We start from the raw sequence: 25,377 nt of genomic DNA, 5'->3' as shown, positions 1-25,377 counted from the left end.
CGCTAGCGTTGCTGTCGCAAGAAGACACGCAGGGCAGGTAGGAATGGCTCTGTGGAAATAGCCAGGTCCCTTCTTTGTCGGCGCCGGCTGACACTGGGTTGATGATCGACCCGAGTAAATTCAGGCAATCCCCCGGCTTCATTCGCAGCCACTAGTATCGGCATGGAGGAGTAACCCACTTGTCGATACTGGTCTTCCTCTCCAGCTTCCTGTGCGAAGAAAATTTCGGCGACCTGTAGATTGGGGCGGCTCTGCACTTGTACCTGGCGCAGGTCCTCCTGTTGGCTTTTGTGCAGGCCGGCAAGCAGTTGCCGTTGGTATTGGATGCCGGGATCTGCACCGGTTGGGTCCATCTGGACCAGCTTTTTTTCACACCACTGCACTGTGACTTTGCGAATGGACTTGCGTGCCTTTATCCAGGAGAGTGTGATGGCATTCGGATGCTGTTCGCAGAGTAAAACCAGGCGGTAGCACTGGCGCAGGTGCGCGCGGGGGTAGCCTGCTTGCGCCAGTACCTCGCGCACGTTGCGGTCTCGCTCTGCCATGGGCCGCTCTGCTAAGGCTGATCGGTACTCGGCGATAGCATTGGCAAAGGCCTCTTTGTCGCTGTTGAGTTGTTTTGCCAGTGCCAGAGTCTTGTCTGGAACCGCCAATAGACCCGGGATTTGCAGGGTTGCACGGGCATCGCCTCCGGTTCCGAGAGGTTCGGCATAATCCAGCTGGTTATACAGGGCGCCAGCAAGAGAAAAGGGCCGCTCAAAGCTTTCTTGCAAGGACTGGGCTGCTTCCAAGGCAAAAGGTGGCTGCAGCAGATAGTGTTGCCAGGGCTTACTGGCAGTTTGAAGTTGTTCAAGAGAGTCGCGTAATTCTGCTGCGCTGCTGTGGATCTGCTCCAGTAAGGGGGGGATGCTGAGTGCCAATTGCCGATGGTCTTTCATCGCCGAGTTCCACTATCTAAAAGATCAATATTTTAATGCACTTAATAAACCGTTAACAAATTTCTATTTGGACTGTTTAAAACTGGGGGGTGCCTGGCGTGTGAAGTTGGTTAGAGGTTGGCTAGAGGTTGACTGAAGGGGGTGCGTCATAGGGAAAAGGATAGATAGCTATTTACAGTAAAAGCTGTCCTGGAGAGCAGCGCTTGATTTCTGTTGGGGCCTGCCTTTCTGCTGTTGTGCCGCTATAATCCCGCGCCAAATGATTGATACCAGATGAAATACTGATCCCATGAGTGCCCAAGTTCCCGATTTGTCCGCGATTCACGAATTCCTGCTGTGCGCCACCCCGGATGCCTGGATTGAGGCAGCACTGGCTGAGCCGGAAATGATGCTGGTGGACCACGCCAACTGTGAAAAGAAGGCGGCCGGTACAGCGCTCAACCTGATGTTTCGCTATCTGGGGGATTTTGAGCTGCTGCACAAGATGTCGCGTTTGGCTCGTGAGGAGTTGCGCCACTTCGAGCAAGTACTGGCCATTATGGAAAAGCGCGGCATTGCCTATCCCCACGTGAGCGCCTCCCGCTACGCGGCTGGGTTGCGTGCCGAGGTGCGCAGCGCAGAGCCAGGGCGCCTTGTGGATACTCTGATTTGTGGAGCCATTATTGAGGCACGTTCCTGTGAACGCTTTGCCCGTATAGCGCCACACTTGGATGAAGAGCTGCAAAAATTTTACCTGTCTCTGCTGAAATCTGAAGCTCGCCATTTCCGCGACTATCTATATCTCGCGCAAAAAGCCGCAGATGAAGATATTGAGCAGCGGGTGCAGGCGTTGTTAGCGCTGGAGAAAGAGCTCGTGCTGAGTGGCGATGGTGAGTTTCGTTTCCATAGCGGTGTGCCGGGAAAGTCGCAGGGCTAGGGTCCGTTAAAAATCATTGAACTGTCACTGATGGAGATCACTTTCTTGCCTAACTAGACAGGAGGGCTGTGAAGTTGTTCTACATCAGTTGCAGGCATACATTGGACACCAAAATGCTGTGTGCCTATTTAGGTGCTGCTTAGGAGCTACCGCGGTTTAGGAGCTACCGCGGTTTAGGAGCTACCGCGGTTTAGGAGCTACCGCGGTTTAGGCGCTACCCTGATGCTAGTCCACTGGGGAGCAACGGCGCTTAAGGTATTCATTTCTGATCAAGACTAGCCAGTAGGCGTATAAAATCCTGTAGCTCTCTGTCGTTCGAATAATCGATAGAAAACTTATTGTGAAAAAAGACGGTGAGCTTCACTTTTGCTGAGTTGATAAATACGGTGTAGCCATCAAAGTCGGTGCTCACTGTCAGCCCCTTGTAGTGCCAGCCGTCTGTTTCCTTGTGTCCCTCCCGGGTGACACGATCAAATACCCGCAAGGCCTGTTTGACATCAATTTTGCTCTCCTCTTCCATACTGGCTTCCCCGTGCCACTAAACTTGTTGTTTCTGTTCTCCCTTACTGTATGGAAGATTAGACAGCATGGATAGTAGCGGCTATCAGCAGCCGGTGGTGGATACCCGTTTATTTGATGCCCTGGCTTACCTGGGGCTCTGTCCTTTTGTTGTCGGTCTATTGTTGCAGCTAACTGAAGTCTCCCTCCTGGGTATTGATGCCAGCCTATTCTTTACCGCTTACAGCGCAGTGATTCTCAGCTTTTTGTGTGGTATCTGGTGGGGGGGCGCGCTGAACCGGCCCGGCCATCCTCATCGGTTGGCGTTGATCGTGCTCAGTAATGTGGTTGCGCTTGCCGGGTGGGTGGGATTAATGCTTTATCAAAGTGCTTGGGGGTTGCCCATTCTCGCAATAGGTTTTGTCTTTGTGGCCTGGATGGAGGCCCGCTTAAATCCCAATCTGCCTGGTCGGGAGCAGTATTTTCGTACTCGCAGTATCGTGACCTATCTGGTGATTGCTTGCCATATCGGCATGATACTGCTGCGTTAACACTTGGAATAACCGTTTCTCCGTCGTTCTGAAAGCTAGACTTTCACCAGAAAGCGATACGAGAATGCCAGGTATGAAATCGATTGCCCCTCCAGCATTAGATCAATTATTTTTTGAAGCTAGAACACATAGTTACTGGCAAGATAAACCGGTGCCGCAAGAGTTGCTGAAAAAGTTGCACAATCTTGTCAGGATGGCGCCCACCAGCGCTAACTGTTGCCCGATGCGGGTTGTTTTTATTGTGAGCAAGGAGGGAAAAACCCGGCTTAAACCGGCTTTGAATGCGGGCAATATCGAGAAAACCATGTCGGCACCGGTGACAGCAATCATCGCATTTGATATGCGCTTTTACGAATATCTTCCCAAGTTGTTTCCCCACACACCGGCGCGTGCATGGTTTGCCGATAATCCAGAGTTGGCAGAAACGACGGCATTTCGCAATGGTTCAATACAGGGAGGCTACTTTATTCTGGCGGCGAGGGCTTTGGGCCTGGACTGCGGCCCTATGTCTGGGTTTGATAATGCCCTAGTAGATCATGAATTTTTCAGTGATCAGTCCTCAACCCCAGCCTTTGTACAGGAACACTGTCCTGGCCATATTAAATCCAACTTTCTCTGTAATCTGGGATACGGTGTGGATGCCAAGTTACATCCGCGCAATCCGCGCTTTGAATTCGATGAGATATGCCAAGTTGTTTGAGGGCACTGTGTGAATGCCACCAAGATTTCAAGAAGAAGGTTAAAAGTGAGTTAGATGAATGGCTCATAGGCAATTGCAAAATCTATTTCGCCCGAATAATTACTTTTTACCCAGAGATGAAGAGGTTTTGTATGAGTTGTTTGGCAGGGATATCAGCCGGCCGGTAGTTGAGCGTTTTCTCGCGTTTCAGGATACTGAATATTTACGCTGTGTCTCATCTAAAAATAAAGGAATTTACCGGGCTGACCAGATGCTTCTGGATTGCTATGCCAGAAAAATTAATGAAGAAGCGGTTTTGGGTAAAAAACTGCTGTTCAGCAAGGAGGAACTAGAGCCAATTATTTCGGCGTATCGAAATGAATCGCGATACATGAATCTGGGGGGAGAGAGGGTGTCTTTACCCCATGACGTGATTTCTACCGAAGAATTTATTCTGCACTTACAGGCCACCATTGTTAAAGCCTTGGAAAAAAAGAAAGAGGCCGATGATTTTGTCGTGGTAATTCCTACCACCAGTTATAAAGGGGAGCTTATTCCCAAGGCAATCTGCAGTAAGGCAAAACTGGATGATGAAACTTTCAAAAAGCAGTGTCAGTTGGGTTTGGTGAGAAACCAACACCTGCAATATGTGCTCAGTAAATCTTATCTTTGGACCCTAGCCCATGCCTGGCCCTTTATCACAGGTAGTGAGGTGGGCAGGGGGCGCTTTCGCGGGGTTGTATTCCGGCAGTTTGATCTTGGGTGGGACCTGATCTGCCCTGATCTCGATAGTGATACCAATGTTTTTGTCATTACCGATGCAAGTTGTTCCGGTGGCGAGGCTGAGCAAATTCGCAGTCGCTTGCTGAGGTGTGATAGACGCGAGAAATCTGCAGTTATTATTCCACTATGTAAAAAGAAAGCCTTAGAGCGGTTGAGTAAAACCCCGGACGGTTTTGCCGATATTATCGCAGGGGTTGTGCTGGAGGACTTTAAGCGGCAGTGGAAAGATATGGGGGAGAGAGCAAGCTATAAAATACTGCGGGGAGGGCGTTAAGGCTGAAATCGTGTATTTGGCCATCATCAAATTTTCGTGATGCTGTTTAAAAGGAGGGCTTGGAAACCATCAGGTAAACGATAGCAATCGTTAAGGGAAAAGCCAGAGCACCTAGCAGGCACCAAATGCGCATGATCCCACGGATTTGACTGTGGCTATTTTTTTGGTTTGCATGTGCGCGCAATTGATATTGAAGGTAGACAACCGGTAGCCACAATAGGAAAACCGCTAGGGTTAGCCCGGCAGCCAATTGCAGCCAGGTTTGTTCTATCCATGCCGGGTTAATCACCAGCATCCCCATGGCACTTCCCAGTAAACCGAGCACTGCGCTGCCGGTAAATATCCAGTCTGCTCGCACCGTTTCCTTGCTCACCCACTGAATCACCTGGGAATCACCGGACAGCCAGCCGCGCAAAGTATACCAGGCAATCCCGGTACCGGTTCCGAGTACGATAATGGCGCAGAGAATATGTAGTGTCTTGAGTGCGAGGTAGTAATTCATAAAGCGGCAGACCAAAATAAACCGGCAATAAGGTAGAGTTTTAGCGCATAACTTTCAATCCTATAGGTTTGATTTGGCTATGAGTTTCAAACCAGAAAAAATTATCAGCGGTGGGCAGACCGGTGCGGATACTGGTGGCTTGATCGCCGGGCAACGATTGGGTATTGCCACCGGTGGTACTGCCCCGCAGGGGTATTGGACCGAAGTTGGAGAGCGCGCCGATTTTCTCAAAAGCTTCGGGCTGATTGAACTGGCATCTGGGAATTTAGCAGAGCGCACTCGAGAGAATATCCGTAATTCTGATGCAACTTTGATTTTTACCGACAATCCTGGCAGTGATGGTACCTCTTATACCATTAAGTTTTGCCGGGAGCTGGGTAAACCCTTTCTGGTGATTGATCCCTGGGATGACTGTTGCAAACAAATCCGCGATTTTATCGGTAAAAATAAACCTTATATTTTAAATGTGGCTGGGAATAGGGAATCAAATTCTCAGGGAATTACCTGGCGCACGGCCGAGACCATACAGCGCGTATTTAGTGGTTAAGTGGTTGAGACTGTTGGTTCGAAACTTGTGGTTGTGGGGCGCGCAGGCGAAGCTCTAGGTCTGCATGCTGGCCCACGGAAAACCAGAAAAAAACGCACAGCGCAGTGACTGTTGCGCCGAGGGTAAAGTATTGCACCCACTTTGGCTCCGGTCCGCCGGGTAGCCAGTGTTTCTCTTCGACGCTGCGGCGGCGATTTAATATCAGCGCATAGAAAATAACGGTGGCAATAACAAATATCAGCGACCAGCGCGTCTGTTGGCCATCGGAGCCCACCAGTGCCACCAGGCAATAGATGGCGGCAATTAGCAGTATTACAGTAAACAGTGTGTATTGTTGCTGCGGTATTTTGCCGTAAGCGAGTACCCGCAGTGCAATTGCCGAGTAGATATAGGGCAGTAGTGTCATGATGACCGCCACCGAGGCGATCTTGCCAAATTGCTGGCTGGCGCTGGGAGAAATGGTGGCGAGTACCAGTAAGGACATCAGAATGGCCACCAAAGTCAGGCCGACAGAGGGCACCCCTTTAGGATTGGTTTTGGCAAAGGCTTTGGAGAAGAGACCGTCATCAGCTGCAGCCTTGGCAGATTGCCCCACCAAAAGAATCCAGCCGCCGAGAGAGCCGATACAGCCTACTGCTGCACAGACTGCAACAATATTCGCGGCGGTATTGCCTAACGCCAAACGTGCGGCGTCGGCAAAAGGTGCCGAAGAGGCGATGAGTTCTTTGTTAGGCAGCATGCCCATAATGACTGAAGAACTCAGGACATAGGCTACCGATGCCAGCAATACCCCGCCAACAGTGGCGATCGGCACATTGCGGCTGGGGTTTCTCACCACTGCTGCGGATACAGATGCGGTTTCCACGCCGATAAATGCCCACAGGGTAAAGGTGAGGGTGGCCATAATTGCACTGGCATTGCTCTTGCCGGAGACATTCCAGCTGGCGTTGAATGTCTGGCTATCAAACCAGAACCAACCGAAGAGTGCTGTACCGAGAATGGGAATAAACACCAAACTGGTGGTGAGCGATTGGATACGACCAACCATGCGCGGCCCGAGGATATTCGCGTAGGTAAGTAGCCAGATCATGGCCACCTGGGCCAGGGCAAAGGTCATAGGGTCCTGGAGTGGGGGGAAGAAATGGGTGATATAGCCCAGCCCGGCGGTGATCAGTGCGACATTGCCGATGACATTGGCCAGCCAATACACGAGGTTGGTCTGGTAGCCGATATAGTCGCCAAATGCCCTGCGTGCGTAAGCATAAGGGCCTCCGGCGGCTGGGTCCAAGGCGGCAAGGCGGGCAAAAACCAGTGCTAGTGATACGGCGCCCACGATGGTGATTAACCAGCCAATCAGAGAGATGCTGCCTATAACTGCCAAATTGGCCGGTAGCATAAATACGCCGGAACCCATCATATTGCCGGCCACCATCAGGGTGGCTGGCACCAGGCCGATTTTATTACTCTCCGCCGTCTGGGGGGTTATGGCGCGGTCCCCCGGTTCAGGGTATACACATGGTAGTGCCCCTTGTGTACGTCGACTCCGTGGTTGTCATGGCCGAAGCCGGGAAATTCCCGGTCGAAGGACTCCAGCACGCGTAAGTATTCCAGGGCTGGACTGCCCTCGCTGCCAAAATTTTCTCCCGGCATCAATAGCGGAATACCCGGTGGGTAGGGAATAACCCCGGTTGCTGCGCTGCGCCCTGCCAACTGGCTCAAGGGAAGCAATTCCACTTCGCCGCGCACCAGGGCTTCATAGGCCTGAACGGGGCTGCAGTCGGCCTGTGGCAGAGCAGAAAAACCAGCGGACATTTTTGCTGTACTGCGCAGCTCCTTCATACGGGTAAACATTTTTTGCGCCAGGTCGCGTAGGCCCATATCGGCATAACCAGAGTGTTTGGCCAGCAGATTGGGCAGACACTGGCTGAGAGGCTGATTGGCATCGTAGTCCCGTTTGAAGGCGAGTAGTGCGTTGATCAGCGTGCCCCATTTGCCCTTGGTTATGCCGATGGAAAACAGGAACAAGATGGTAAAATCAGTGGTCTTCTCGACAATAATGCCGAGGTTATCCAGGTACTTGCTGATAATGCCTGCTGGAATACCCCATTCCGCCAGCTGACTGTTGCGCTGCATGCCCGGGGTAGTGATGGAGACCTTAATGGGGTCGAGCATGCAATAGCCTTTCTCTAGCGTGCCGAATCCGTGCCAGGAGTCTCCGGGATTCAACAACCAGCAGCTGGCTTCGCTGCACAGTAGCTCTGTAGGTGCGCTGTGAAAGGCGTATTTCTGGCCGCTTGAAGGTTCTGTTACCTGATCCGGCTGCCAGCCATCGAAAAACCACTCCCCCTTTTCCCCATACTCTCGTTTCAGTCGTGCCAACACTTGGCGAAAAGCCACCGCCTCAGCGATAGATTCGCCCGTGAGCGCAGTGCCGCCAGGGCCGTCCATCATCGCCGCACTGACATCATTCGAGGCCATGATGGAGTAGAGGGGTGAAGTGGAGGCGTGCAACATAAACGCCTCGTTAAAGCGGCCGTGTTCGATGGGGCTACGCCCATCGCGGATATGAATCATGGAGGCCTGCGATAAGGCCGCCAGCAGTTTATGTGTGGACTGGGTGGCAAATTTTGTCGGGCCTGTGTGAGGCTCATCGTCCTCGCTGTCATACATCGCGAAGCGATCCCGGTAGATCGGGTTGAAGCGCGCATAGGCGTACCAGGCCTCATCAAAATGCAGCCGGTCTACGGACTCACCCAGCAATTCCTCCACCCGGCGCACGTTATAGCAGAGGCCGTCATAGGTGGAGTTGGTGATCACCGCATGTACCGCCCGCTGGCTATCGGCGCTGCCCGCCAGGGGATTGTTAGCAATGGCCTCTGAAATGGCTGCTTTCGTCAACTGATCCGGGGGAATCGGGCCAATCAAGCCGTAGTGATTGCGCAACGGTATCAGGTAAGTAGGAACAGCGCCGGACATGGTGATGGCATGTTCTACAGACTTGTGACAATTGCGGTCGCACAGGGCCAGCTGGCCGCGGGTCACAGAGGCCATCACAATCACGCGATTGGAGGTGGAGGAGCCGTTGGTGACATAGTAAGTGCGATCTGCGCCGAATACCTTGGCTGCGTAGCGTTCCCCTGCGGCGATGGGGCCTGTGTGATCGAGTAGGGAGCCCAGCTCTGTTACAGAGATGGACAAATCTGAACGCAGCATGTTTTCGCCGAAAAAATCATAGAAGGCGCGCCCTGCAGGGGACTTTAAAAATGCGGTGCCACCAGTGTGGCCGGGCGTGTGCCAGGAGTATTCATGCACATGGGAAAAATGGGTTAGGGCGGCAAACATGGGCGGCAGCACCGCCTGGCTGTAGCGCCTTATTGCACCCTGGATACGCCCGCCGATAAAAGTGGGGGTGTCCTCCAGAATCCAAATGAAGTCATTGGCCAGCTCCAGGGCGCGGCGCGGCATATTGCTGACGGTTTCACGGTCTGCGAGCAGAAATACCGGTAGATGCAGATTACGTGCTCGCAACTGCTCCAGCACATTCAGCGCTGGGGGGTGACCGCTGCCGGGCAGTTCCCAGTTCAGTAGCAGACATTGTATTGCTGGGTTGGCGCGCAACATGGCACTGGCATCGTCGCTGGAAACTGTGGTGATCAGGTCGATGCGGCGCTGCGCCAGCTCCTCCTGCAGGCGTGTGGCGGCGCGGCCAGGAGCGCTGTTGCTGGCGATCTCCCCACTGGCGAGCAGGGCCAACATATTGGTGGGCACTTGTTTTCCGAGCTGGTGCATGAACCTCCCGCCTGGGTTGCGTCTCGGGTCGAGTTGGCCGGCTCCTCGTCAGCGTAGAAAGTTGTCTTTCAGCAGGTCAACCACTTCATCTGCGCGTCCGTTGAGTATGGCTTTGAGGCCAAATAGCGCGGTGGAAGACACTTGCTGCGCTGTCACCTCTGGGGGCATCACCAGTTCCAGCCGGTTTACAGTGACGTCCAGTAAGGCAGGTCCTTTGACTGCCAGCCAGCGTTTCATCGCGTCCTCGAGATCATCCGCTTTCTCGACTTTTTCTCCAGGAATACCAATCACTTCCGCCATGCGGCTGAAGTCGGGGTTCTGCAGGTCGGTGTAGCTATCCAGCAGTCCCTCAATACGCTGTTCCATTTCCACAAAGCCGAGGGAATGATTGTTAAAGACCAATAGTTTGAGAGGGATTTTTTCCTGCACCAGGGTCAATAGATCGCCCATTAGCATGGTCATTCCGCCATCGCCACACATCGCAATTACCTGGCGATTGGGGTCTGCCTTAGCCATACCCAGACCCTGGGGGTAGGCATTGGCCATGGTGCCGTGGGAGAGACTGGTGAGGAAGGAGCGCTTGCCATTGGCGCGCAGGTGGCGCAGCAGCCAAACCATGGGAGAGCCGCCATCGGCGGTAAATGCAGCTTCGTCGCTGGCGAGTTTGTCCAGGGCTTGGGCAACGTACTGTGGGTGAATCAGTTTGGGATCTGGCTCGTGGCCCCGCTCTTCCAACTGCTCCAGGTCTTTTTGATAGCGACCGAGCAGGTCCTGGAGAAATGCATTGTCACTGCGGTCTTTTAATCTCGGCAATAGGGCTTCAATGGTCGCGCCGACATCGCCGACCAGGCCCATATGAATGGGCGTGCGTCGCCCGAGATGGGAAGCCGCAATATCCACCTGAATAATGGTGGCTTTTTCCGGGTAAAACTGGGTGTAGGCGAAATCGTTACCCAGGCACAACAGCAGGTCACAGGTTTGAACTGCGCGATAACCGGCAGGGTTGCCGAGGATACCATTCATGCCCACGTTGCAAGGATTGTCGTATTCCAGATATTCCTTGGAGCGGGTGGTATGCACTATGGGTGCTGCCAGCTGCTGTCCCAGCTTAACTACTGCATCGTGCGCGAAGCGGCAGCCGATACCGCCATAGATAACAATTTTCCCTGCTTGGTTGAGCTTTTCTGCCAGCGCATCCAGCTCCTCATCAGTGGGGCGTGCTAACCACTGGGGGCGGTGAACAGCCCAGGGAATTGAGTCTTTGATCTTGGTCTTGAAGATATCGCCACTGACCTCAACCACCGCAACGCCTCTGTGGTTGAGAGCTGCCTGGGCAGCTTGGCTCACAATGCGGCGTGCCTGCTCAGGGTCGGAAAGGGTTTCACAGAATACTGCGCACTGCTCGTAGAGTTTGATCTGATCGACATCCTGCGGGAATCCCAACCCCTGCTCGGCTCGGTCAATGCGGGTGGCGATCAGCAATACCGGTGCGCCATTGCGGTGGCTCTCAAAGATGCCGTTGAGAAAATGCAGGCTGCCGGGGCCAGCGGTACCGGCACAGACACTGAGCTCCCCGCTCAGGTAAGACTCACCGCCCGCAGCCAGGGCACCCACCTCTTCGTGACGAACGTGGACCCACTCCAGCTTGGACTGGCGCACGGCGGAGGTGAAATGATTGATGGTATCGCCGACGATGCCATAGCAGCGCTTTGCTCCGGCTTTTACCAGGGCATCGACAATAATTTCCGAAACGGTCTCCATGGAAATCTCCAGAGTAAGGGGCAGGGCTTACAAGCGCCGCAGTGCGGAGTGATCATCGTGGTGAGCCAGGTTGACTGCGGGCCGGAATGAATCAGCCCTGGCGGCCTGCCACCAATGCCGGTAAGGCGTCTCCTCAGGGGCGTCTATCAAGGCTTTCTCATTGAGAAAGTGCCAGATGCGATCAATAGGATATGACTCGGTACCATTGATGCGGTGATAGAGATGGTAGGGTTGTAGGTCGCGCGGTTCGGTTAAACCGGCGGCGGCGACAATCTCCCCCAGGGCCTCCAGGGTCTTGGCCTGGAAAGCCGCTGCGCGCTTGCTCTGCACATCCACCACCAGGCCCCGCTGGCGCTTGGGGTCCTGGGTCGTGACACCGGTAGGACAGGTATCGGTGTGGCAGCGTCGCGACTGAATACAGCCGATGGAAAACATAAAAGGCCGCGCGGCATTGCACCAATCGGCGCCTATCGCCAGACAGGCTGCGAGTTCTGAAGCAGAGTAGATTTTACCGCTCGCCGCCAAGCGCACTTTATCGCGCAAGCCGGTAGCAACTAAGGCATTGCGGACTACGATCAGTCCCGACAGCAGTGGCATCCCCACATGGTTGGATAATTCCAATGGCGCGGCACCCGTCCCGCCTTCGGCGCCATCGACCACGATAAAGTCGAGATATTTCTCTGTCTCAAGCATGGCTTTCATAATGGCCAGTACTTCAAAGACTTGCCCCACGCACAGTTTGACGCCCACCGGTTTGCCACCGGACAGCTTGCGCATCTGATCGGCAAATTCGAGCATTTCAATAGGGGTGGAAAACATCGAGTGGGCGCGTGGAGATACGCAGTCGACGCCCGGTTGGACTTTGCGGGTAGAGGCAATTTCCTGGGTAACTTTTGCTCCGGGTAATACACCGCCATGGCCAGGTTTAGCGCCCTGGCTCAGCTTAATTTCCGTCATCTTTACCTGATCATCGCAGGCTTCGCGAAAAAGGTCGGGATCGAAGCTGCCGTCATCCTTACGGGCACCGAAATAGCCGCTTCCCAGCTCCCACACCAGGTCCCCACCGTGTTTGCGGTGATAGGGGCTGATGCCACCTTCTCCGGTGTCGTGATAGAAACCACCGATAGCTGCACCCTGATTCAGTGCCTCAATCGCAGCGGCGGATAAGGCGCCAAAGCTCATGGCGGAAATATTTAATAGCGTTGCCGAATAGGGTTTTGCACAGCGGCCAGAACCCACTTCGATGCGGGACTTTATATCAGCCTCTTTGGCCGGGTTAATGGAGTGCGTGAGCCACATGTATTCATCACTGCGTACATCCAGCTCAGTACCAAAGGGGTGCATATCCGAGAAACCGTCGGCGCGGGCGTAGACCAGTCTGCGCGCCTCATAGCTAAATGGTCTGCCCTCCTCATCACCCTCCACTATATAAGCGCGGAAGTAGGGGCGCAGATTCATAAATAACCAGCGTATGCGTCCGGCAACGGGGAAGTTACGTGTCAAACTCCAGTTGGGCTGGAGCATGTCATAAACGCCCAGTAGCACTAAGAACAGGCTGAGTAGCAATGCGATCACCCACCAGGCATCGACAGCAATGGTGAGTATTAAAAATATCGGTGTCAGAACCAGGGCGGTCACTGGAATGATGGCGCGCTTGATTCCATTCCGACTGGCATAGGCGCGCCAGGCTGTGGAGATGATCATAGTGTGTGGGTTCAATCTCATTACTGGGAGTTCCGATAATGAACCTAGATCATCACAGGGGGCTTTGCCGCTATCGGTCCACGATCTGCCGCAAAACTGACCACCCCCAGTATGAATCTTGCCAATCTACTGTCTGTAGGCGCGTAAATACAGGCTTTAGGCATTGAGTGTATGCAGCTGTTTATTTCCATGCGGGGAGGCCTGCAATACTTAATAAGGGAATGGGCCTCTGAATAATTCAGTAATTTCAATTGAGTCTTGAAGGTCGAGTGGTATGGGGGTGGGCCTTTGCGAATGGCTGAGTACTTTGCCGGAGCATTCCAGTAGTCGCCTAACAAGATTCTGGCAGAAATAAGATTGATTGAGCGTTCACGGGAGATAAGCATGTCGGGATGGAAGCATGCTGCGGATGTACCCTTATCGATTACCGAGAGGAGTATCTACAACTTACATTATCGAAAAGCCTTGGCAGATATGATCGCCCGTGCAATCAGTATCAAGGGCACCCTCCAGATCGACCTGTTCAGAGAGGCGGTTCAGCGAACTGTCAATACTTACCCTATTGTTCGTTGTCGCTATACCCGCGAGCCTGTTCGGCGGATTTTTGCAGATGTCGAATTGGATATATTGGATGTTCGGGGCATGAGTGACTCTCATGTAAAGAGCTTCTTAACCCAATACAGTAATTCGCCAATAGCACTGGATACTGATCAGCTGTTGAGCTTAAGCCTTATCCGTACCGGAGAGGATGAATACATCTTCTTAACGAAGTGTCATCACATCATTACCGATGGGATTAGTTTGTCACTGCTTTGGGGGTTGATACTGAGCACTTATCTGGACCTTGAGAGCGGGGCTGGTTTCCGTCCTCAGCCCGAAATCATTGATTACGCCGATTACGTGGGTTTTGAAAATAACTACATCCGTAGCCAGCGGGGACAAAAAGCTCTACAACATTGGCAAAATAAGCTGGCCCGTCAAAGAGGCGCGATTGAAGTGGCCTCATCAGGGAAAGGAGTCTCTCTGTATTGTGAAGACTTGGTTTGCACCCTGTATAAGAAAGAGTTCTCCCATATTAAAGAGCGGGCAAGGGCTGCCGGGGTCAGTCACTTTGTCTATCTGTGCGCAGGATTTCAGCAGGCTTTATTCGAACTCCTACAAAAAGATTTTTGGATGAATACGAGCTTGTCACTGCGGATAAAAAGAGAACATCGGAAGGTTTTGGGGCCAATGTTTCGCCAGGTAAATCTGGCAGTGGTAGCTGAGGAAGCCTGGTTGAAAAAACTACGGAGGATGTGCAAAGAAATACACTATGCCGTGCGAACAGTTTACGTGGCTGACTCGATTGGTCCCCATGGCATTATTGGCAATAACCTGCCTGCTCCCTGTACCTATTTGATAAACTTTCTGCAAACAGAGGTACAGCAGGAGGGACTGCAAGCGATTTATAACGATGCTTCCTCGAACTGGGTCAATTTAAATGAGAGAGTAAAAATGCGCTCAATGAGTTTGCCCACCCGAATTACACCCTATGGAATCTATCTTTCTCTGGCGGCCTACGGTGGGCACCTTCATAGTAACTTTGTCTATAACGCCAACTGTTTCAGCCGTGACACCGTGCAAAAACTCAGTGATCGGTGGCGTTTTATCTTAGAGAATGGCTGTTAGGCCGAGTTTGCTTGAATTACCGAGCCAAAAATATCGGCAAACTCTCACTGGGTACGGGGGCAAATCATTCACTTTGCACAAGCGTTGGCCTGGTTACCGCCTAGCCAGCAAGTGCTGGCATTCGCTCGCGGGAGTGGGTCTCTATAGCCGTAACGATAGAGTGATCATTCAGTTCAAGCAGAATCTCATCCAGACTTAGTAACTGCCAGCAGGCTCTTGCTCCTGCCTCTTCTATTTCTCCGCGTAGAAACTTACGCGCTAGTGCTGCCGCTGGGGCTGCAGGAATCCAGGGGCCATCGCCATTTAGGCCTAATACCTGCCAGGTGCGCGAGGCGCTTTCTCCATGGGCATTTTCCCCTGTAGCACGCACGATCATGCCGCCGTGTGGTGTGCCTCCCGGCCAGCGGTCACTGATCTTATGGCCAAGTTGGGCTAGGCGCGCAGTGGTTGCCGGTAGTTGTAGGCGCGCCAATTGGGCGCAAGCGGATAGGCCGATTTGCAGGGTTAGAGGCTCAAGGCCAGTGGCGAAGCGAGCACTGTGCATCTTGGGAAAATACTTCGGGCAGAGCTCTAGGTCGGGCACATCAAAGTCGCACAGCCAGCGTTTGCCCACTGGGTGGGCCAGGTTGATGGGGCGTAGATTTTTCCCTGCGTGGGATTCGCGCCAGTAGCCGCTCTGCAGCTGTGGAAAGCTGTGGCCAAGGGATTCAAAGCCAGCGCGTACAGTCGCCAAGCCGCGGTCTATTCGGTGTGCAGGTGCTATGGCAATGTCTACGGAGTGAATCACTGGCAGTTCAAGCTGGATCTCGGCGATTGCGGCGGAGCTCAGCCCGGGTAGGCTACTGGCGCCCGATACCATACTAATGCCCGCGGCCTCTGCGGCGGGGGATAGGCGGTGAAAATCGCACACGAAGCGACGACCATCGGAAATATCAATGTAAGGTGTGCGTGACTCAATGCAGGCTTTTGCAACCCGATAATCACTCTCTTTTTGGAAGGGGCCTGCGCAGTGAATCAAAAGATCCAGGTGGAGGGCTTTGAGTTGCGCAGCCAAGTTGACGGCATCTCTCTCCAGGCGTAAACCTTCGGCGAGCCCGCCGAGTCCCTCGGCACACTGGTCTGCCAGAGCCTTGTTGCGGCCGGCAATAATCAGCTGAATATTGGGCTCGGAGCTCAGCATTTGCGCAATGCGCGCGCCAAAGTTGCCGTAGCCGCCGAGTATTAATACTCGTTTGTTCAGGTTATTAATCACCTGGATCGCACTCCTCTCCCCTGAGGTTAGTTAGAGTGGATCATGCAATGGGGCAGTGACGTAAATCAAGAGAATCTTAGTGACTATTGATTAAATGACTGGCTGGCGATTTATCACGATTTGCCTTTGCTTGGTGAGTACCGACGAATAAATAGTAATCTTAGGGGGACAACTATGACGTAAAAAGGGTCAACGGATTACCCCCGGCAGGGTTCGTTATTCACGCCTTATCGGCTGTTAAATCGAAAACCAGGCGCTATCCCTTAGCCTTATCTGGTTTGTGTCTTACAGGGGCTAATCGATGACACTATTCACTCACTTGACGGTAACCTGATCGGCAGTCTTGTATATTATTTATTCATATCTTTTGGTGTTTGGCGCGGACTTTTCTCTGGGGAGGTTAATATGCGGCAAAACGGTAATGCCCATATTCTGGTGTTGGGGGGAGATGGTTTTTGCGGTTGGCCTACGGCCTTGTTTTTATCGCGGCAGGGATACAGGGTCACTATCGTGGATAACTTCTCAAGGCGTCGTATCGATGAGGAGTTGGGGGTGGAATCCCTGACACCGATTGAGAGTATTGGGCAGCGCCTGCAGTGTTGGTGGGAGACGACCGGGCTAAATATCCGGCTGCACAGGCTGGACTTGGCTTGTGACTACGAGCCGCTAATGGAGTTGATTGCCGAGACCCAGCCCGCTGCTATTGTGCACTTTGCAGAGCAACGCGCAGCGCCATATTCCATGAAATCCTCGCGTCATAAACGCTACACCGTTTCCAACAATATCAATGCCACTAATAATCTTCTCGCCGCAGTGGTGGATGCCGGCGTCGATTGCCATATCGTTCATCTCGGTACTATGGGAGTTTATGGTTATGGCTCTGCGGGCATGAAGATTCCAGAAGGTTATCTGGATGTGGAAATACCGATGGCAGACGGCCAGAGGGTGTCCCAGCAGATACTCTATCCGACTAACCCTGGCAGTATTTACCATCTGACGAAATCCCAGGATCAGCTGCTCTTTGCCTACTACAACAAAAATGATGGTGTGCGAATTACAGATTTACACCAGGGGATAGTGTGGGGGACACAAACCGTGGAAACCTCCATGGATGAGCGCCTAATCAACCGCTTCGACTATGACGGTGATTATGGCACTGTACTGAACCGCTTTCTGATGCAAGCCGCTACCGGACATGAATTGACTGTACACGGTACCGGCGGGCAAACCCGTGCATTTATTCATATCTCCGATACCGTGCGCTGTATCCAGCTGGCGATTAACTCTCCTCCTGTCGCAGGAGAGCGGGTGCGTATCATGAACCAAATGACCGAAACCCATCGGGTGCGTGATCTCGCCAAAATGATTGCCGATGTGAGCGGAGCCAAGGTGGCATTTGTCGACAATCCGCGCAATGAGGCTGCGGAAAATGATTTATTTGTGGAGAATGCCAGCCTCTGCAACCTGGGGTTAAAGCCGACTTTTTTGGCCCAGGGATTACTGGAGGAAATCTCTGAAGTAGCAGGTAAATATGCCTATCGCTGCAATGCAGACCTGATCCCGTGTCGCTCTTACTGGCGCACCCACAAAGTCCAGGAAAGTACTCCAGATGTTGAGACACCACACCTGCACAAGGTACTTGAGGGGGCCCAGAATTTGATTCGGCCCACTAACTCTTAGCCGACGACTGGAACTCCTATGCCAGGCTGGGATTGCTCTGCGAATGTGCCTCTGTCGATTACGGAGCAGAGTATTTACAACCTGAATCACCGCAAGGTACTGGCGGACCTGATTACCCGCGCCATGCGTATTAAGGGGGACGTAGATGTCGAACTGTTTGAGCGGGCTGTGCCCACGGTTGTAAACGCTTATCCTATTTTCCGCTGCCGCTACCGGGATGAGCCGGCTATTCGAAGTTTTGATGATATCGAACTGGACTACATGGATATTCGCCATATGAGCGAGGCGCATATCACCAGCTTCCTGCGCCAGTTCAGCAGCTCCCCCATGGATTTAAATTCGGACCAGCTGCTAGGCCTCAGCCTTTTTCGCACCGGTGAGGATGAATATATTTTCTTGACCAAGTGCCACCACATTATTACCGATGGTATTAGTCTGTCTCTGTTGTGGGCCGAATCCCTAGCTGCCTACCTGGCAATGGGAGCAGGGAAATCCTATAAACCCCGCGGGGAGTCCACCGATTTTGCCGACTATATAAATTTTGAAGAGACATATCTTGGGACGGAGCGTGGGCAAAAAGCCAGTTACTATTGGCGCAATAAGCTAGAGCTGCAGAGAGAAGCCGTTTGGCAGGCTTCGCACCAAGAGATTGTCTCAATTAATTGTGATGAGGTGATTCTCAATATTGACGGAGCCGATTTTACGCAGATTCAAGCCAATGTCAGTGATGCAGAAATCAGCTTGTTTGTCTTCTTATGTGCCGCCTACCAGCAAACTTTATGTGAATTTCTTCATCATGATTTTTGGCTAAATACCAGCTTGTCTCTGCGCTTAAAGCGAGAGCACCGCTATATTCTTGGCCCCATGTTTCGCTATGGCAATTTGTCAGTTTGCAGAAATGAATCCTGGTCAGAAAAACTTGTGCGCCTGTCACGAGAGATCCGGCATGCGATGCGCACGGCCTACGCTGCTGATTCAATTGGCCCTCACGGCAGTATCGGTCACAACCTTAACGCCTCAAGCTGCTTTCTAATAACTTTTCTTCAGGCGGAGGAGCATCATGAAGGGTTTACCGCTGTGTATACCGGCGAAACTTCAGAGTGGGTAGAAATTAGTGAGAATTTGAAAATACATACGACCCCGCTGCCAACGCGTCTCACCCCTTACGGAATTTACCTCTCACTGGCAGTCTATGGCGGCCAGTTACGGGCGAGCTTTATCTATAATGTGAACTGTTTCAGCCTTAAGCAGGTGGAGAGCATTGCAGATCGCTGGTGCCTTCGCTCAATCCATGGAGCGGATGAGAAAATGCCTCCCCTGTGAGTCTCCCATAGGCATTTCTAAGTGCTAGGCAGTGCGTATACCTAACTAGTGTTAAACAGATTGCAGTAGCCATCATGTCTCGTTGTGCCTTTATTACCCTCGTAAACAGCCCGGATTATGTGATTGGTGCGGTTGCGCTAAAACGTTCGCTGGAAAGGGTGAGGGCTACACACCCTTTGATAGCAATGGTGGTTGCCGATTCTGTGGATACGGAACTGCTGGAATTATCTGGATGCCTGGTGCGGGAGATCAGCCCACCAGATTTTTCTGAGGCATTTATCCAGCGCCACGAGCGCGCAGGACTTCACATGCGCGCGCCTTTCGATAAGGGGGAAAAACCTCGGTTCCATATTCCTCTGAATAATTTTTGCAAGCTGTCCCTCTGGCAGCTGGAGGAATATGACAAGCTAATTTTTCTCGATGCAGATATGTTGGTACTGCGCAATATCGACCACCTGATGGAATACCCTGAATTTTGTGCCGCGCCCAATCTCTATGAAAGCTTGGACGGCTTTGGTCGAATGAATTCTGGCCTGTTTACTGCCGTACCTTGTGTAGAAACCTACCGAGCAATGATGACCTTGTTAGACAAGCCGGGCGCTTTTTGGCGGCGCACGGACCAGACTTTTCTGCAGGCATTTTTCCCTCGCTGGCACGGTATGCCTTATATCTACAATGCCTTGCAATATCTGTATCTGAATCTACCGCAATTATGGTTGTGGAGTAGCATCCATGTGATTCACTATCAATACGAAAAACCCTGGCAAAAGGACCATACGAAAATGGAGCAGCTCAGACCCTTGATCGAATTGTGGTGGGCAGTCAATCAGGGTCGTGATATCGGTGCGAGAATCGAGCAGTTGACCCGTGAGCAGAGTCAGTCAGTGAGTAGTGCCCAGTGAATATCGGCATCACTGGCGCCAGTGGCTATGTGGGGCAGTTTATTGTCCGTTACTTTCTCGATCATGGTTATAAAGTGCGAGCACTATCCCGCACAGGTCATAAATCTGGGTTATTTCCTTTTGCTACAGGTAGCAACTTTGAGTGGGTTGCTGGCGATATGGCGGATCGTGCAGTTCTATCCAGATTTGTTAGTGGTTTGAATGCGATAGTGCACTGTGCCTATGATCACTTGCCTGGGCGTTATCGTGGTGGGGAAGGGGAGAATCTTTCCGGTTATCTCCAATCTAACCTGAACAGTACGCTGCTACTGATGCAAGTGGCTCACACTGCCTCCGTGGATAAATTTGTTTTTATTTCCAGCAGGGCCGTGTACGCGACGGGGTGTTTGCGAGGCAACTTGTACGAGCATCAGGCGGCCTTGCCCGATACATTTTATGGGGCTTACAAATCGGCGGTGGAAGCGATGGTTTCCGCTTGGGCCCAGCAGCGTCAATGGCACGCGGTCTCCCTGCGTCTCACCGGAGTCTATGGTGTGGTGAATCCCCTCGAGCGCAGTAAGTGGTATGACATTGCTCGCGCAGTGGTGAGCGGTGAGCCCTTCACTCAAACCAGAGTTGCCACAGAAGTGCATGGGGAAGATGTCGCCAGGGCAGTGGAGTTGGTCCTATCGGAGGCGGATGCCAAGGGGAGGGCGGTGAATTGCAGTGATCGCCTAGTGAGTTTCCGAGAGGTGGCGGAGATTTTGCAGACCATGTTGGGAAAGCGTAGCCCTCTGCCCCCAGAAGCTCAGGGGGAGCGGCCAGCAATAATGGATTGCGCTTATTTACAGGCCAAAGGGTTCCGCTTTGGTGGGGCGAAGCGTCTGCGCCACAGCCTGCGCCTCTTGGCGGAGGCTGTGAAGCTCGAACAAAAGCTCTGTCACTAACTATTGGGAAGCTGGATGTGGGTAGCCCTGCTTCAGCCGATTGGCCAGTGCATCAGTTCCAATGTTTCCCCACTCGCTTTTAGGCACCAGGCATTGCGATCCCAGTCTCCCAGTACAATGCGCTCTGCTGCAGCGTCATCAAGTGAGAAGGGGTGGCGACCGGGCCTGTGGGTGTGGCCGTGGATCAGGGTATTTACGTTGTATTCACGCATCACTCTTTCCACTTCCTCAGGGGTAACATCCATGATGTCTTCCGCTTTGCGACTATTCATGGCTTTGGAGGCGGCGCGAATCTGTGCGGCGATAGCGCGGCGTTCTCCCAAAGGCTTGGCCAGCAACCCCTGTTGCCAATTGGGGTCCCGCGCCTGACGCCGAAAAGTCATATATTCCTCGTCGCGAGTGCAGAGGCTGTCGCCATGCATTAAGAGAACCTGCCGGCCAGCCAAAGTGAGGGTAGTTGGGTCTTGCAGTAGCACCGCACCTGTGCGCTGGGCAAAATCGGTACCGAGCAGGAAATCGCGGTTGCCATGCATTAGGTACAGTTCCACCCCGGTGCCACTGTAGTGGCTTAACTCCCATACCACCTCTTCAATCAGGGGGGCATCGTCGTCATCGCCAATCCAGGCCTCGAAGAAGTCGCCGAGAATATACAGTGCTTCGGCACCGGCGGCGGGGCCGCGCAGAAAATCAAAAAAAGCCTGGGTAATCTCCGGTCGGTTCTCATCGAGGTGCAGATCGGAAATAAAATAAATAGACAATGTCCCCGCCTTAGAGCCTAAATGGGCTCGAAAAATTACTTGTCTGCGTAGTCGTCAGAAATGCTGATACCGGTGATTTCGATGGTTTCCATGGGTACGTCCTGGTGGAAGCCCTTGCTGCCGGTTTTTACGCTCTTGATCTTATTGACCACGTCCATACCGTCGGCCACTTTGCCGAATACGCAGTAACCCCAGCCCTGGGTGTCTTTACTGCGGAAGTTCAGGAAGTCGTTGTCCTTTACATTGATAAAGAACTGGGAGCTGGCGGAGTGGGGGTCCATGGTGCGGGCCATGGCCAGGGTGCCGGTGTCATTCTTCAGGCCGTTGTCCGCTTCGTTTTCAATGGACTCGCGGGTTTCTTTCTGCTCCATGTCGGGGGTCATGCCGCCACCCTGAATCATGAAGTTGTCGATCACCCGGTGGAAAATGGTCCCAGTGTAAAAATCTTCACGGCAATACTGCAGGAAGTTGGCAGCAGTCTTTGGGGCCTTGTCGAAATCCAGTTCGATAGCAATATCTCCGTGGGTAGTGTGCAAGGTGATCATAAAATGTCCTATGAGGGTTGATTTCGGCCGGCATAATACCTTTTAGTCAGGAGCTGTAAAACGCCGAGTCGCGATATCATAATGGATTGCCTAAAAAGTGTGCGTCAACAGTAAAAATCATCGTCAGACGCTCAGCTAAATAGGATATTCTGTGGCTCAACTAGGGTATAATTCGCCGTTTATGTTCGCACAGCTGTAAATAAGAGAATCCTATGACATCCGAGAGCAAGCCCGCTCACTTTTTACAGAACCTTATTCGTGAAGATTTGGCTGAGGGCCGGGTTACGCAGATCGCGACCCGCTTCCCGCCAGAGCCCAACGGCTACCTGCATATTGGCCACGCCAAGTCCATCTGTCTGAATTTTGGTCTGGCGCAGGAATTCGGTGGCACCTGTAATTTACGCTTTGACGACACCAACCCGGCCAAGGAAGAGGAAGAGTTTGTCGATGCGATTAAGCGCGATGTCTCCTGGCTTGGTTTTGAGTGGAATGGCGAGGCCAAATATTCCTCGGATAATTTTGATCAATTGTACGAGTGGGCACTGCACCTGATTAAAAATGGCAAGGCCTACGTCTGCGACCTGTCCGCAGAAGAAGCGCGTCACTACCGTGGCACGCTGAAAGAGCCGGGTAAGAACAGCCCCTACCGCGATCGCTCCGTCGAGGAAAATCTGGCGCTGTTTGAAAAGATGCGCAACGGTGAAATGGAAGAGGGTCAATGCAGCTTGCGCGCCAAGATCGATATGGCCGCGCCCAATATCAACCTGCGTGACCCGATCATCTACCGCATCAAAAAGATGGCTCACCACCAGACTGGTGATAAGTGGTGTATTTACCCCAGCTACGATTTCGCTCACGGCCAGTGTGATGCGATTGAGGGTATCAGCCACTCCATCTGCACCCTGGAGTTTGAAGATCACAAGCCGCTGTACGACTGGTTGATCGAGAACCTGCCGGTGCCTTCGCGCCCGCGTCAGTACGAATTTGCCCGCCTGCACCTCAACTACACCGTGGTGTCCAAGCGCAAGCTCAAGCAGTTGGTAGATGAAGGCCATGTGGACGGCTGGGATGACCCCCGCATGCCGACCCTGTCCGGTATGCGCCGTCGCGGCTTTACTCCGGCTTCCATTCGCAACTTCTGCGAGATGATCGGTGTAACCCGCTCCGACTCAGTTGTCGATGTGGGCATGCTGGAATACAGCATTCGCGACGATCTGGATAAAAATGCACCGCGCGCCATGTGCGTGATGGAGCCTTTGAAGATCACCCTGAAAAATTACCCGGAAGGCCAGGAAGAAATACTGTCAGCACCCGGCCACCCGGTGCGCGATGATCTGCCGGCCCGTGAACTTCCTTTTGGCCGCACTCTCTATATTGAGAAAGAGGATTTCCGCGAAGAGGCCAACAAGAAGTACAAGCGTCTGGTGCTGGGCAAAAAAGTTCGCCTGCGCAACGCCTATGTGATCTTTGCGGAAGAAGTCGTGAAGAACGATGCCGGTGAAATTGTTGAGGTGATCTGCTCGGTTGATCTGGACACCCTGGGCAAAGACCCGGCCGACGGCGTTAAGCCAAAGGGCGTTATTCACTGGGTATCTGCGGACAACAATGTCGATTGCGAAGTGCGTCTATACGATCGCCTGTTCAATGATGCGGCGCCGGATGCCGGCGGTAAGAACTTCCTCGACTGCGTAAACCCGGACAACCTGCAGATCCTAAAAGGCTGTAAGGCGGAAATCGGCCTGGCCAAAGCGGAGCCGGAGCAGGGCTACCAGTTCGAGCGCAACGGCTACTTCTGTCGCGACAGCAAGTACGGCAGCGCAGAAGCGCCGGTGTTTAACCGCACCATTGGTCTGCGCGACAGCTGGGCCAAAGAGCAAAACAAATAGTAAAGCGGAGGGCTGCCCGAGCGGCAGTTTTCGCGGCTGGGTCAATGATTGGCCCAGCCACACAGCAAAAGAATTCGAGAGAAAAGATGTCTCTACAGGTCTACAACACGTTTTCCGGGAAGAAAGAACCCTTCGTACCATTGGTGGAAGATCAGGTGCGCATGTATGTGTGTGGCCCCACCGTGTACAACCGCGTGCATATTGGCAATGCCCGCCCTGTGGTGGTGTTTGACACCCTTTACCGGGTACTGAAAAGAAATTTCAGCGATGTGATTTACGCGCGCAATATCACCGATATTGACGACAAAATCATGAAGACCGCGCGGGATAACGGCGAGGAAATTGGCGTGCTATCTGCCCGCTATGCCCAGGCTTACTACGAGGATATGGCAGCGCTCAACAACCTGGAGCCGGATATTGTCCCCTATGCCACCCAGCACTTGCCGGAAATGATCGCGATGATCGAAAGCCTGCTGGAGAAAGGTCACGCCTACGCCGCTGAGGGCCATGTGCTGTTCGCCGTGGAGTCCATGCAGGAATACGGCCAGCTGTCCAAGCGCTCCCTCGACGATATGCTCGCCGGTGCGCGGGTGGAAGTAGCGCCTTACAAAAAGTACGCTGGCGACTTCGTACTATGGAAGCCGTCCGCCGATGACGAGCCCGGCTGGGACAGCCCCTGGGGCCGTGGACGCCCAGGCTGGCACTTGGAGTGCTCGGCCATGATCAAGAAGCACCTGGGTGACACCATTGATATTCACGGCGGCGGTCGTGACCTGACCTTCCCGCACCACGAGAACGAGCGGGCCCAAAGCTGCTGCGCCAATGGCGTGGATTTTGTGCGCTACTGGATGCACAACGGCTACGTGAATATCGACGGCGAGAAGATGTCCAAGTCCCTGGGCAACTTCCGCATGGTCAAAGACCTGTTGGCGCTTTACCCTGGCGAAGTACTGCGCTTCGCACTGCTATCTGCCCACTACCGTTCAGAACTGAATTTCAGTGCTGACCTGCTTGACCAGGCTTGGCGCACCCTGGATACCCTCTACGGTGCACTGCGTGAAACCGAAGTGGTTGAGGCGCAAGCGGCAGATTTGACTGACACAGCCTTCCTTAAAGCGCTGGAAGACGATCTGAATACGCCGATCGCCATTAGCGAACTGCACCAGATTGCCCGCGATTTGAACAAGGCCGAAGACGCCGATAAAGCACGCCTAAAAGGTTTGTTGCTGGCGGCCGGTGAAATGCTTGGTATTTTGCAGCAAGACCCGGAAGCTTGGTTCAAGCAGGCCCGCGGTGGCGAAGAAACTATTTCCGCAGAGGAAATTGAAACGCTGATTGAAGAGCGCGTGCAGAGCAAGAAAAACCGTGACTTTGCCCGCGCCGATGAGATTCGCGAAGAGTTAAAATCCAAGGGTGTGGTGCTTGAGGATAGCCGCGAGGGCACTAAGTGGCGCCGCGAGTAGGGTGCCTCTAGCCCCTAAACTACATCCTTAAA

At 53.0% G+C, this 25,377-nt stretch carries 22 protein-coding genes; 12 read left to right on the top strand and 10 right to left on the bottom strand.

The window, feature by feature from the left end; genetic code table 11:
• Positions 1–2: 2 nt before the first annotated feature.
• Complete coding sequence (locus tag ACJJIJ_RS10135; RefSeq protein WP_444939479.1) at positions 3–938, bottom strand: hypothetical protein; 936 nt, start codon at positions 936–938, stop codon at positions 3–5.
• A gap of 289 nt (positions 939–1,227) precedes the next feature.
• On the opposite strand from ACJJIJ_RS10135, the gene ACJJIJ_RS10130 reads away from it, so the two are divergent.
• Positions 1,228–1,854 (top strand): MiaE family protein, encoded by a 627-nt coding sequence (locus ACJJIJ_RS10130; protein ID WP_444939478.1) that lies wholly within the window; start codon positions 1,228–1,230, stop codon positions 1,852–1,854.
• A gap of 259 nt (positions 1,855–2,113) precedes the next feature.
• Here ACJJIJ_RS10130 and ACJJIJ_RS10125 read toward each other — a convergent pair whose 3' ends face one another.
• Complete coding sequence (locus ACJJIJ_RS10125) at positions 2,114–2,374, bottom strand: DUF3081 family protein (protein ID WP_444889987.1); 261 nt, start codon at positions 2,372–2,374, stop codon at positions 2,114–2,116.
• Positions 2,375–2,441: 67 nt separating this feature from the next.
• Between ACJJIJ_RS10125 and ACJJIJ_RS10120 the strand changes: the two genes are divergently transcribed.
• The 3 genes from ACJJIJ_RS10120 to ACJJIJ_RS10110 all read left to right on the top strand — a co-directional run bounded on the left by ACJJIJ_RS10120 (position 2,442) and on the right by ACJJIJ_RS10110 (position 4,639).
• The gene (locus ACJJIJ_RS10120; protein WP_444939477.1) at positions 2,442–2,903 is read left to right on the top strand and encodes a DUF3429 domain-containing protein; all 462 of its coding nucleotides are present in this window, start codon (positions 2,442–2,444) and stop codon (positions 2,901–2,903) included.
• Positions 2,904–2,976: 73 nt separating this feature from the next.
• Positions 2,977–3,603 carry a malonic semialdehyde reductase gene (locus ACJJIJ_RS10115; RefSeq protein ID WP_444939476.1) on the top strand — a complete coding sequence of 209 codons (627 nt, stop codon included), beginning with the start codon at positions 2,977–2,979 and terminating at the stop codon, positions 3,601–3,603.
• A gap of 58 nt (positions 3,604–3,661) precedes the next feature.
• A complete protein-coding gene (locus ACJJIJ_RS10110; protein ID WP_444939475.1) occupies positions 3,662–4,639 on the top strand; it encodes a hypothetical protein in 978 nt (325 codons plus the stop codon).
• A gap of 46 nt (positions 4,640–4,685) precedes the next feature.
• Here the strand turns inward: ACJJIJ_RS10110 and ACJJIJ_RS10105 are convergent, their stop codons facing one another.
• On the bottom strand, positions 4,686–5,141 hold the full coding sequence (locus ACJJIJ_RS10105; RefSeq protein WP_444939474.1) for a DUF2269 family protein: 456 nt from the start codon (positions 5,139–5,141) through the stop codon (positions 4,686–4,688).
• Between the two features lie 79 nt (positions 5,142–5,220).
• Here ACJJIJ_RS10105 and ACJJIJ_RS10100 point away from each other — a divergent pair, with 79 nt between their 5' ends.
• Positions 5,221–5,688, top strand: a complete 468-nt coding sequence (locus ACJJIJ_RS10100) for a YpsA SLOG family protein (protein ID WP_444884463.1) — start codon at positions 5,221–5,223, stop codon at positions 5,686–5,688.
• On the opposite strand, the gene adiC is transcribed toward ACJJIJ_RS10100, so the two are convergent.
• Genes adiC through ACJJIJ_RS10080 form a run of 4 tightly spaced genes read right to left on the bottom strand, consistent with a single transcriptional unit; the run spans position 5,678 to position 12,963 of the window.
• Complete coding sequence (adiC, locus tag ACJJIJ_RS10095; protein WP_444885905.1) at positions 5,678–7,174, bottom strand: arginine/agmatine antiporter; 1,497 nt, start codon at positions 7,172–7,174, stop codon at positions 5,678–5,680. The genes ACJJIJ_RS10100 and adiC overlap by 11 nt on opposite strands.
• Positions 7,171–9,477 carry an Orn/Lys/Arg family decarboxylase gene (locus ACJJIJ_RS10090; RefSeq protein ID WP_444939473.1) on the bottom strand — a complete coding sequence of 769 codons (2,307 nt, stop codon included), beginning with the start codon at positions 9,475–9,477 and terminating at the stop codon, positions 7,171–7,173. The genes adiC and ACJJIJ_RS10090 overlap by 4 nt, the downstream gene beginning before the upstream one ends.
• A gap of 48 nt (positions 9,478–9,525) precedes the next feature.
• Positions 9,526–11,238 (bottom strand): thiamine pyrophosphate-dependent enzyme, encoded by a 1,713-nt coding sequence (locus ACJJIJ_RS10085; protein WP_444939472.1) that lies wholly within the window; start codon positions 11,236–11,238, stop codon positions 9,526–9,528.
• A 27-nt stretch (positions 11,239–11,265) separates the two neighbouring features.
• The gene (locus ACJJIJ_RS10080) at positions 11,266–12,963 is read right to left on the bottom strand and encodes an FMN-binding glutamate synthase family protein (RefSeq protein ID WP_444939471.1); all 1,698 of its coding nucleotides are present in this window, start codon (positions 12,961–12,963) and stop codon (positions 11,266–11,268) included.
• Positions 12,964–13,326: 363 nt separating this feature from the next.
• On the opposite strand from ACJJIJ_RS10080, the gene ACJJIJ_RS10075 reads away from it, so the two are divergent.
• Complete coding sequence (locus ACJJIJ_RS10075) at positions 13,327–14,610, top strand: condensation domain-containing protein (protein WP_444939470.1); 1,284 nt, start codon at positions 13,327–13,329, stop codon at positions 14,608–14,610.
• Between the two features lie 100 nt (positions 14,611–14,710).
• On the opposite strand, the gene ACJJIJ_RS10070 is transcribed toward ACJJIJ_RS10075, so the two are convergent.
• Positions 14,711–15,862 carry a saccharopine dehydrogenase family protein gene (locus ACJJIJ_RS10070; RefSeq protein WP_444939469.1) on the bottom strand — a complete coding sequence of 384 codons (1,152 nt, stop codon included), beginning with the start codon at positions 15,860–15,862 and terminating at the stop codon, positions 14,711–14,713.
• A 405-nt stretch (positions 15,863–16,267) separates the two neighbouring features.
• Here ACJJIJ_RS10070 and ACJJIJ_RS10065 point away from each other — a divergent pair, with 405 nt between their 5' ends.
• The 4 genes from ACJJIJ_RS10065 (at position 16,268) to ACJJIJ_RS10050 (ending at position 20,693) form a co-directional block, all read left to right on the top strand.
• Positions 16,268–17,542, top strand: a complete 1,275-nt coding sequence (locus tag ACJJIJ_RS10065; protein ID WP_444939468.1) for an NAD-dependent epimerase/dehydratase family protein — start codon at positions 16,268–16,270, stop codon at positions 17,540–17,542.
• 18 nt (positions 17,543–17,560) lie between these two features.
• On the top strand, positions 17,561–18,865 hold the full coding sequence (locus ACJJIJ_RS10060) for a condensation domain-containing protein (protein ID WP_444884470.1): 1,305 nt from the start codon (positions 17,561–17,563) through the stop codon (positions 18,863–18,865).
• Positions 18,866–18,939: 74 nt separating this feature from the next.
• Positions 18,940–19,767: a glycosyltransferase gene (locus ACJJIJ_RS10055; RefSeq protein WP_444939467.1), complete on the top strand. Its 828-nt coding sequence runs from the start codon at positions 18,940–18,942 to the stop codon at positions 19,765–19,767.
• Positions 19,764–20,693 carry an NAD-dependent epimerase/dehydratase family protein gene (locus tag ACJJIJ_RS10050; RefSeq protein ID WP_444939466.1) on the top strand — a complete coding sequence of 310 codons (930 nt, stop codon included), beginning with the start codon at positions 19,764–19,766 and terminating at the stop codon, positions 20,691–20,693. Before ACJJIJ_RS10055 ends, ACJJIJ_RS10050 begins: the two co-directional genes overlap by 4 nt.
• 32 nt (positions 20,694–20,725) lie before the next feature.
• On the opposite strand, the gene ACJJIJ_RS10045 is transcribed toward ACJJIJ_RS10050, so the two are convergent.
• Both ACJJIJ_RS10045 and ACJJIJ_RS10040 read right to left on the bottom strand, forming a co-directional pair.
• Complete coding sequence (locus ACJJIJ_RS10045) at positions 20,726–21,451, bottom strand: UDP-2,3-diacylglucosamine diphosphatase (protein ID WP_444939465.1); 726 nt, start codon at positions 21,449–21,451, stop codon at positions 20,726–20,728.
• Positions 21,452–21,486: 35 nt separating this feature from the next.
• On the bottom strand, positions 21,487–21,996 hold the full coding sequence (locus ACJJIJ_RS10040; RefSeq protein WP_444939464.1) for a peptidylprolyl isomerase: 510 nt from the start codon (positions 21,994–21,996) through the stop codon (positions 21,487–21,489).
• Between the two features lie 212 nt (positions 21,997–22,208).
• Between ACJJIJ_RS10040 and ACJJIJ_RS10035 the strand changes: the two genes are divergently transcribed.
• Both ACJJIJ_RS10035 and cysS read left to right on the top strand, forming a co-directional pair.
• Complete coding sequence (locus ACJJIJ_RS10035) at positions 22,209–23,882, top strand: glutamine--tRNA ligase/YqeY domain fusion protein (RefSeq protein ID WP_252082099.1); 1,674 nt, start codon at positions 22,209–22,211, stop codon at positions 23,880–23,882.
• A gap of 86 nt (positions 23,883–23,968) precedes the next feature.
• The gene (cysS, locus tag ACJJIJ_RS10030; RefSeq protein WP_252082098.1) at positions 23,969–25,345 is read left to right on the top strand and encodes a cysteine--tRNA ligase; all 1,377 of its coding nucleotides are present in this window, start codon (positions 23,969–23,971) and stop codon (positions 25,343–25,345) included.
• Positions 25,346–25,377: the final 32 nt, after the last annotated feature.

Source organism: Microbulbifer mixtoriginis (SeqCode), assembly GCF_052467945.1.
This window is presented reverse-complemented; position numbering and strand designations above follow the sequence as displayed.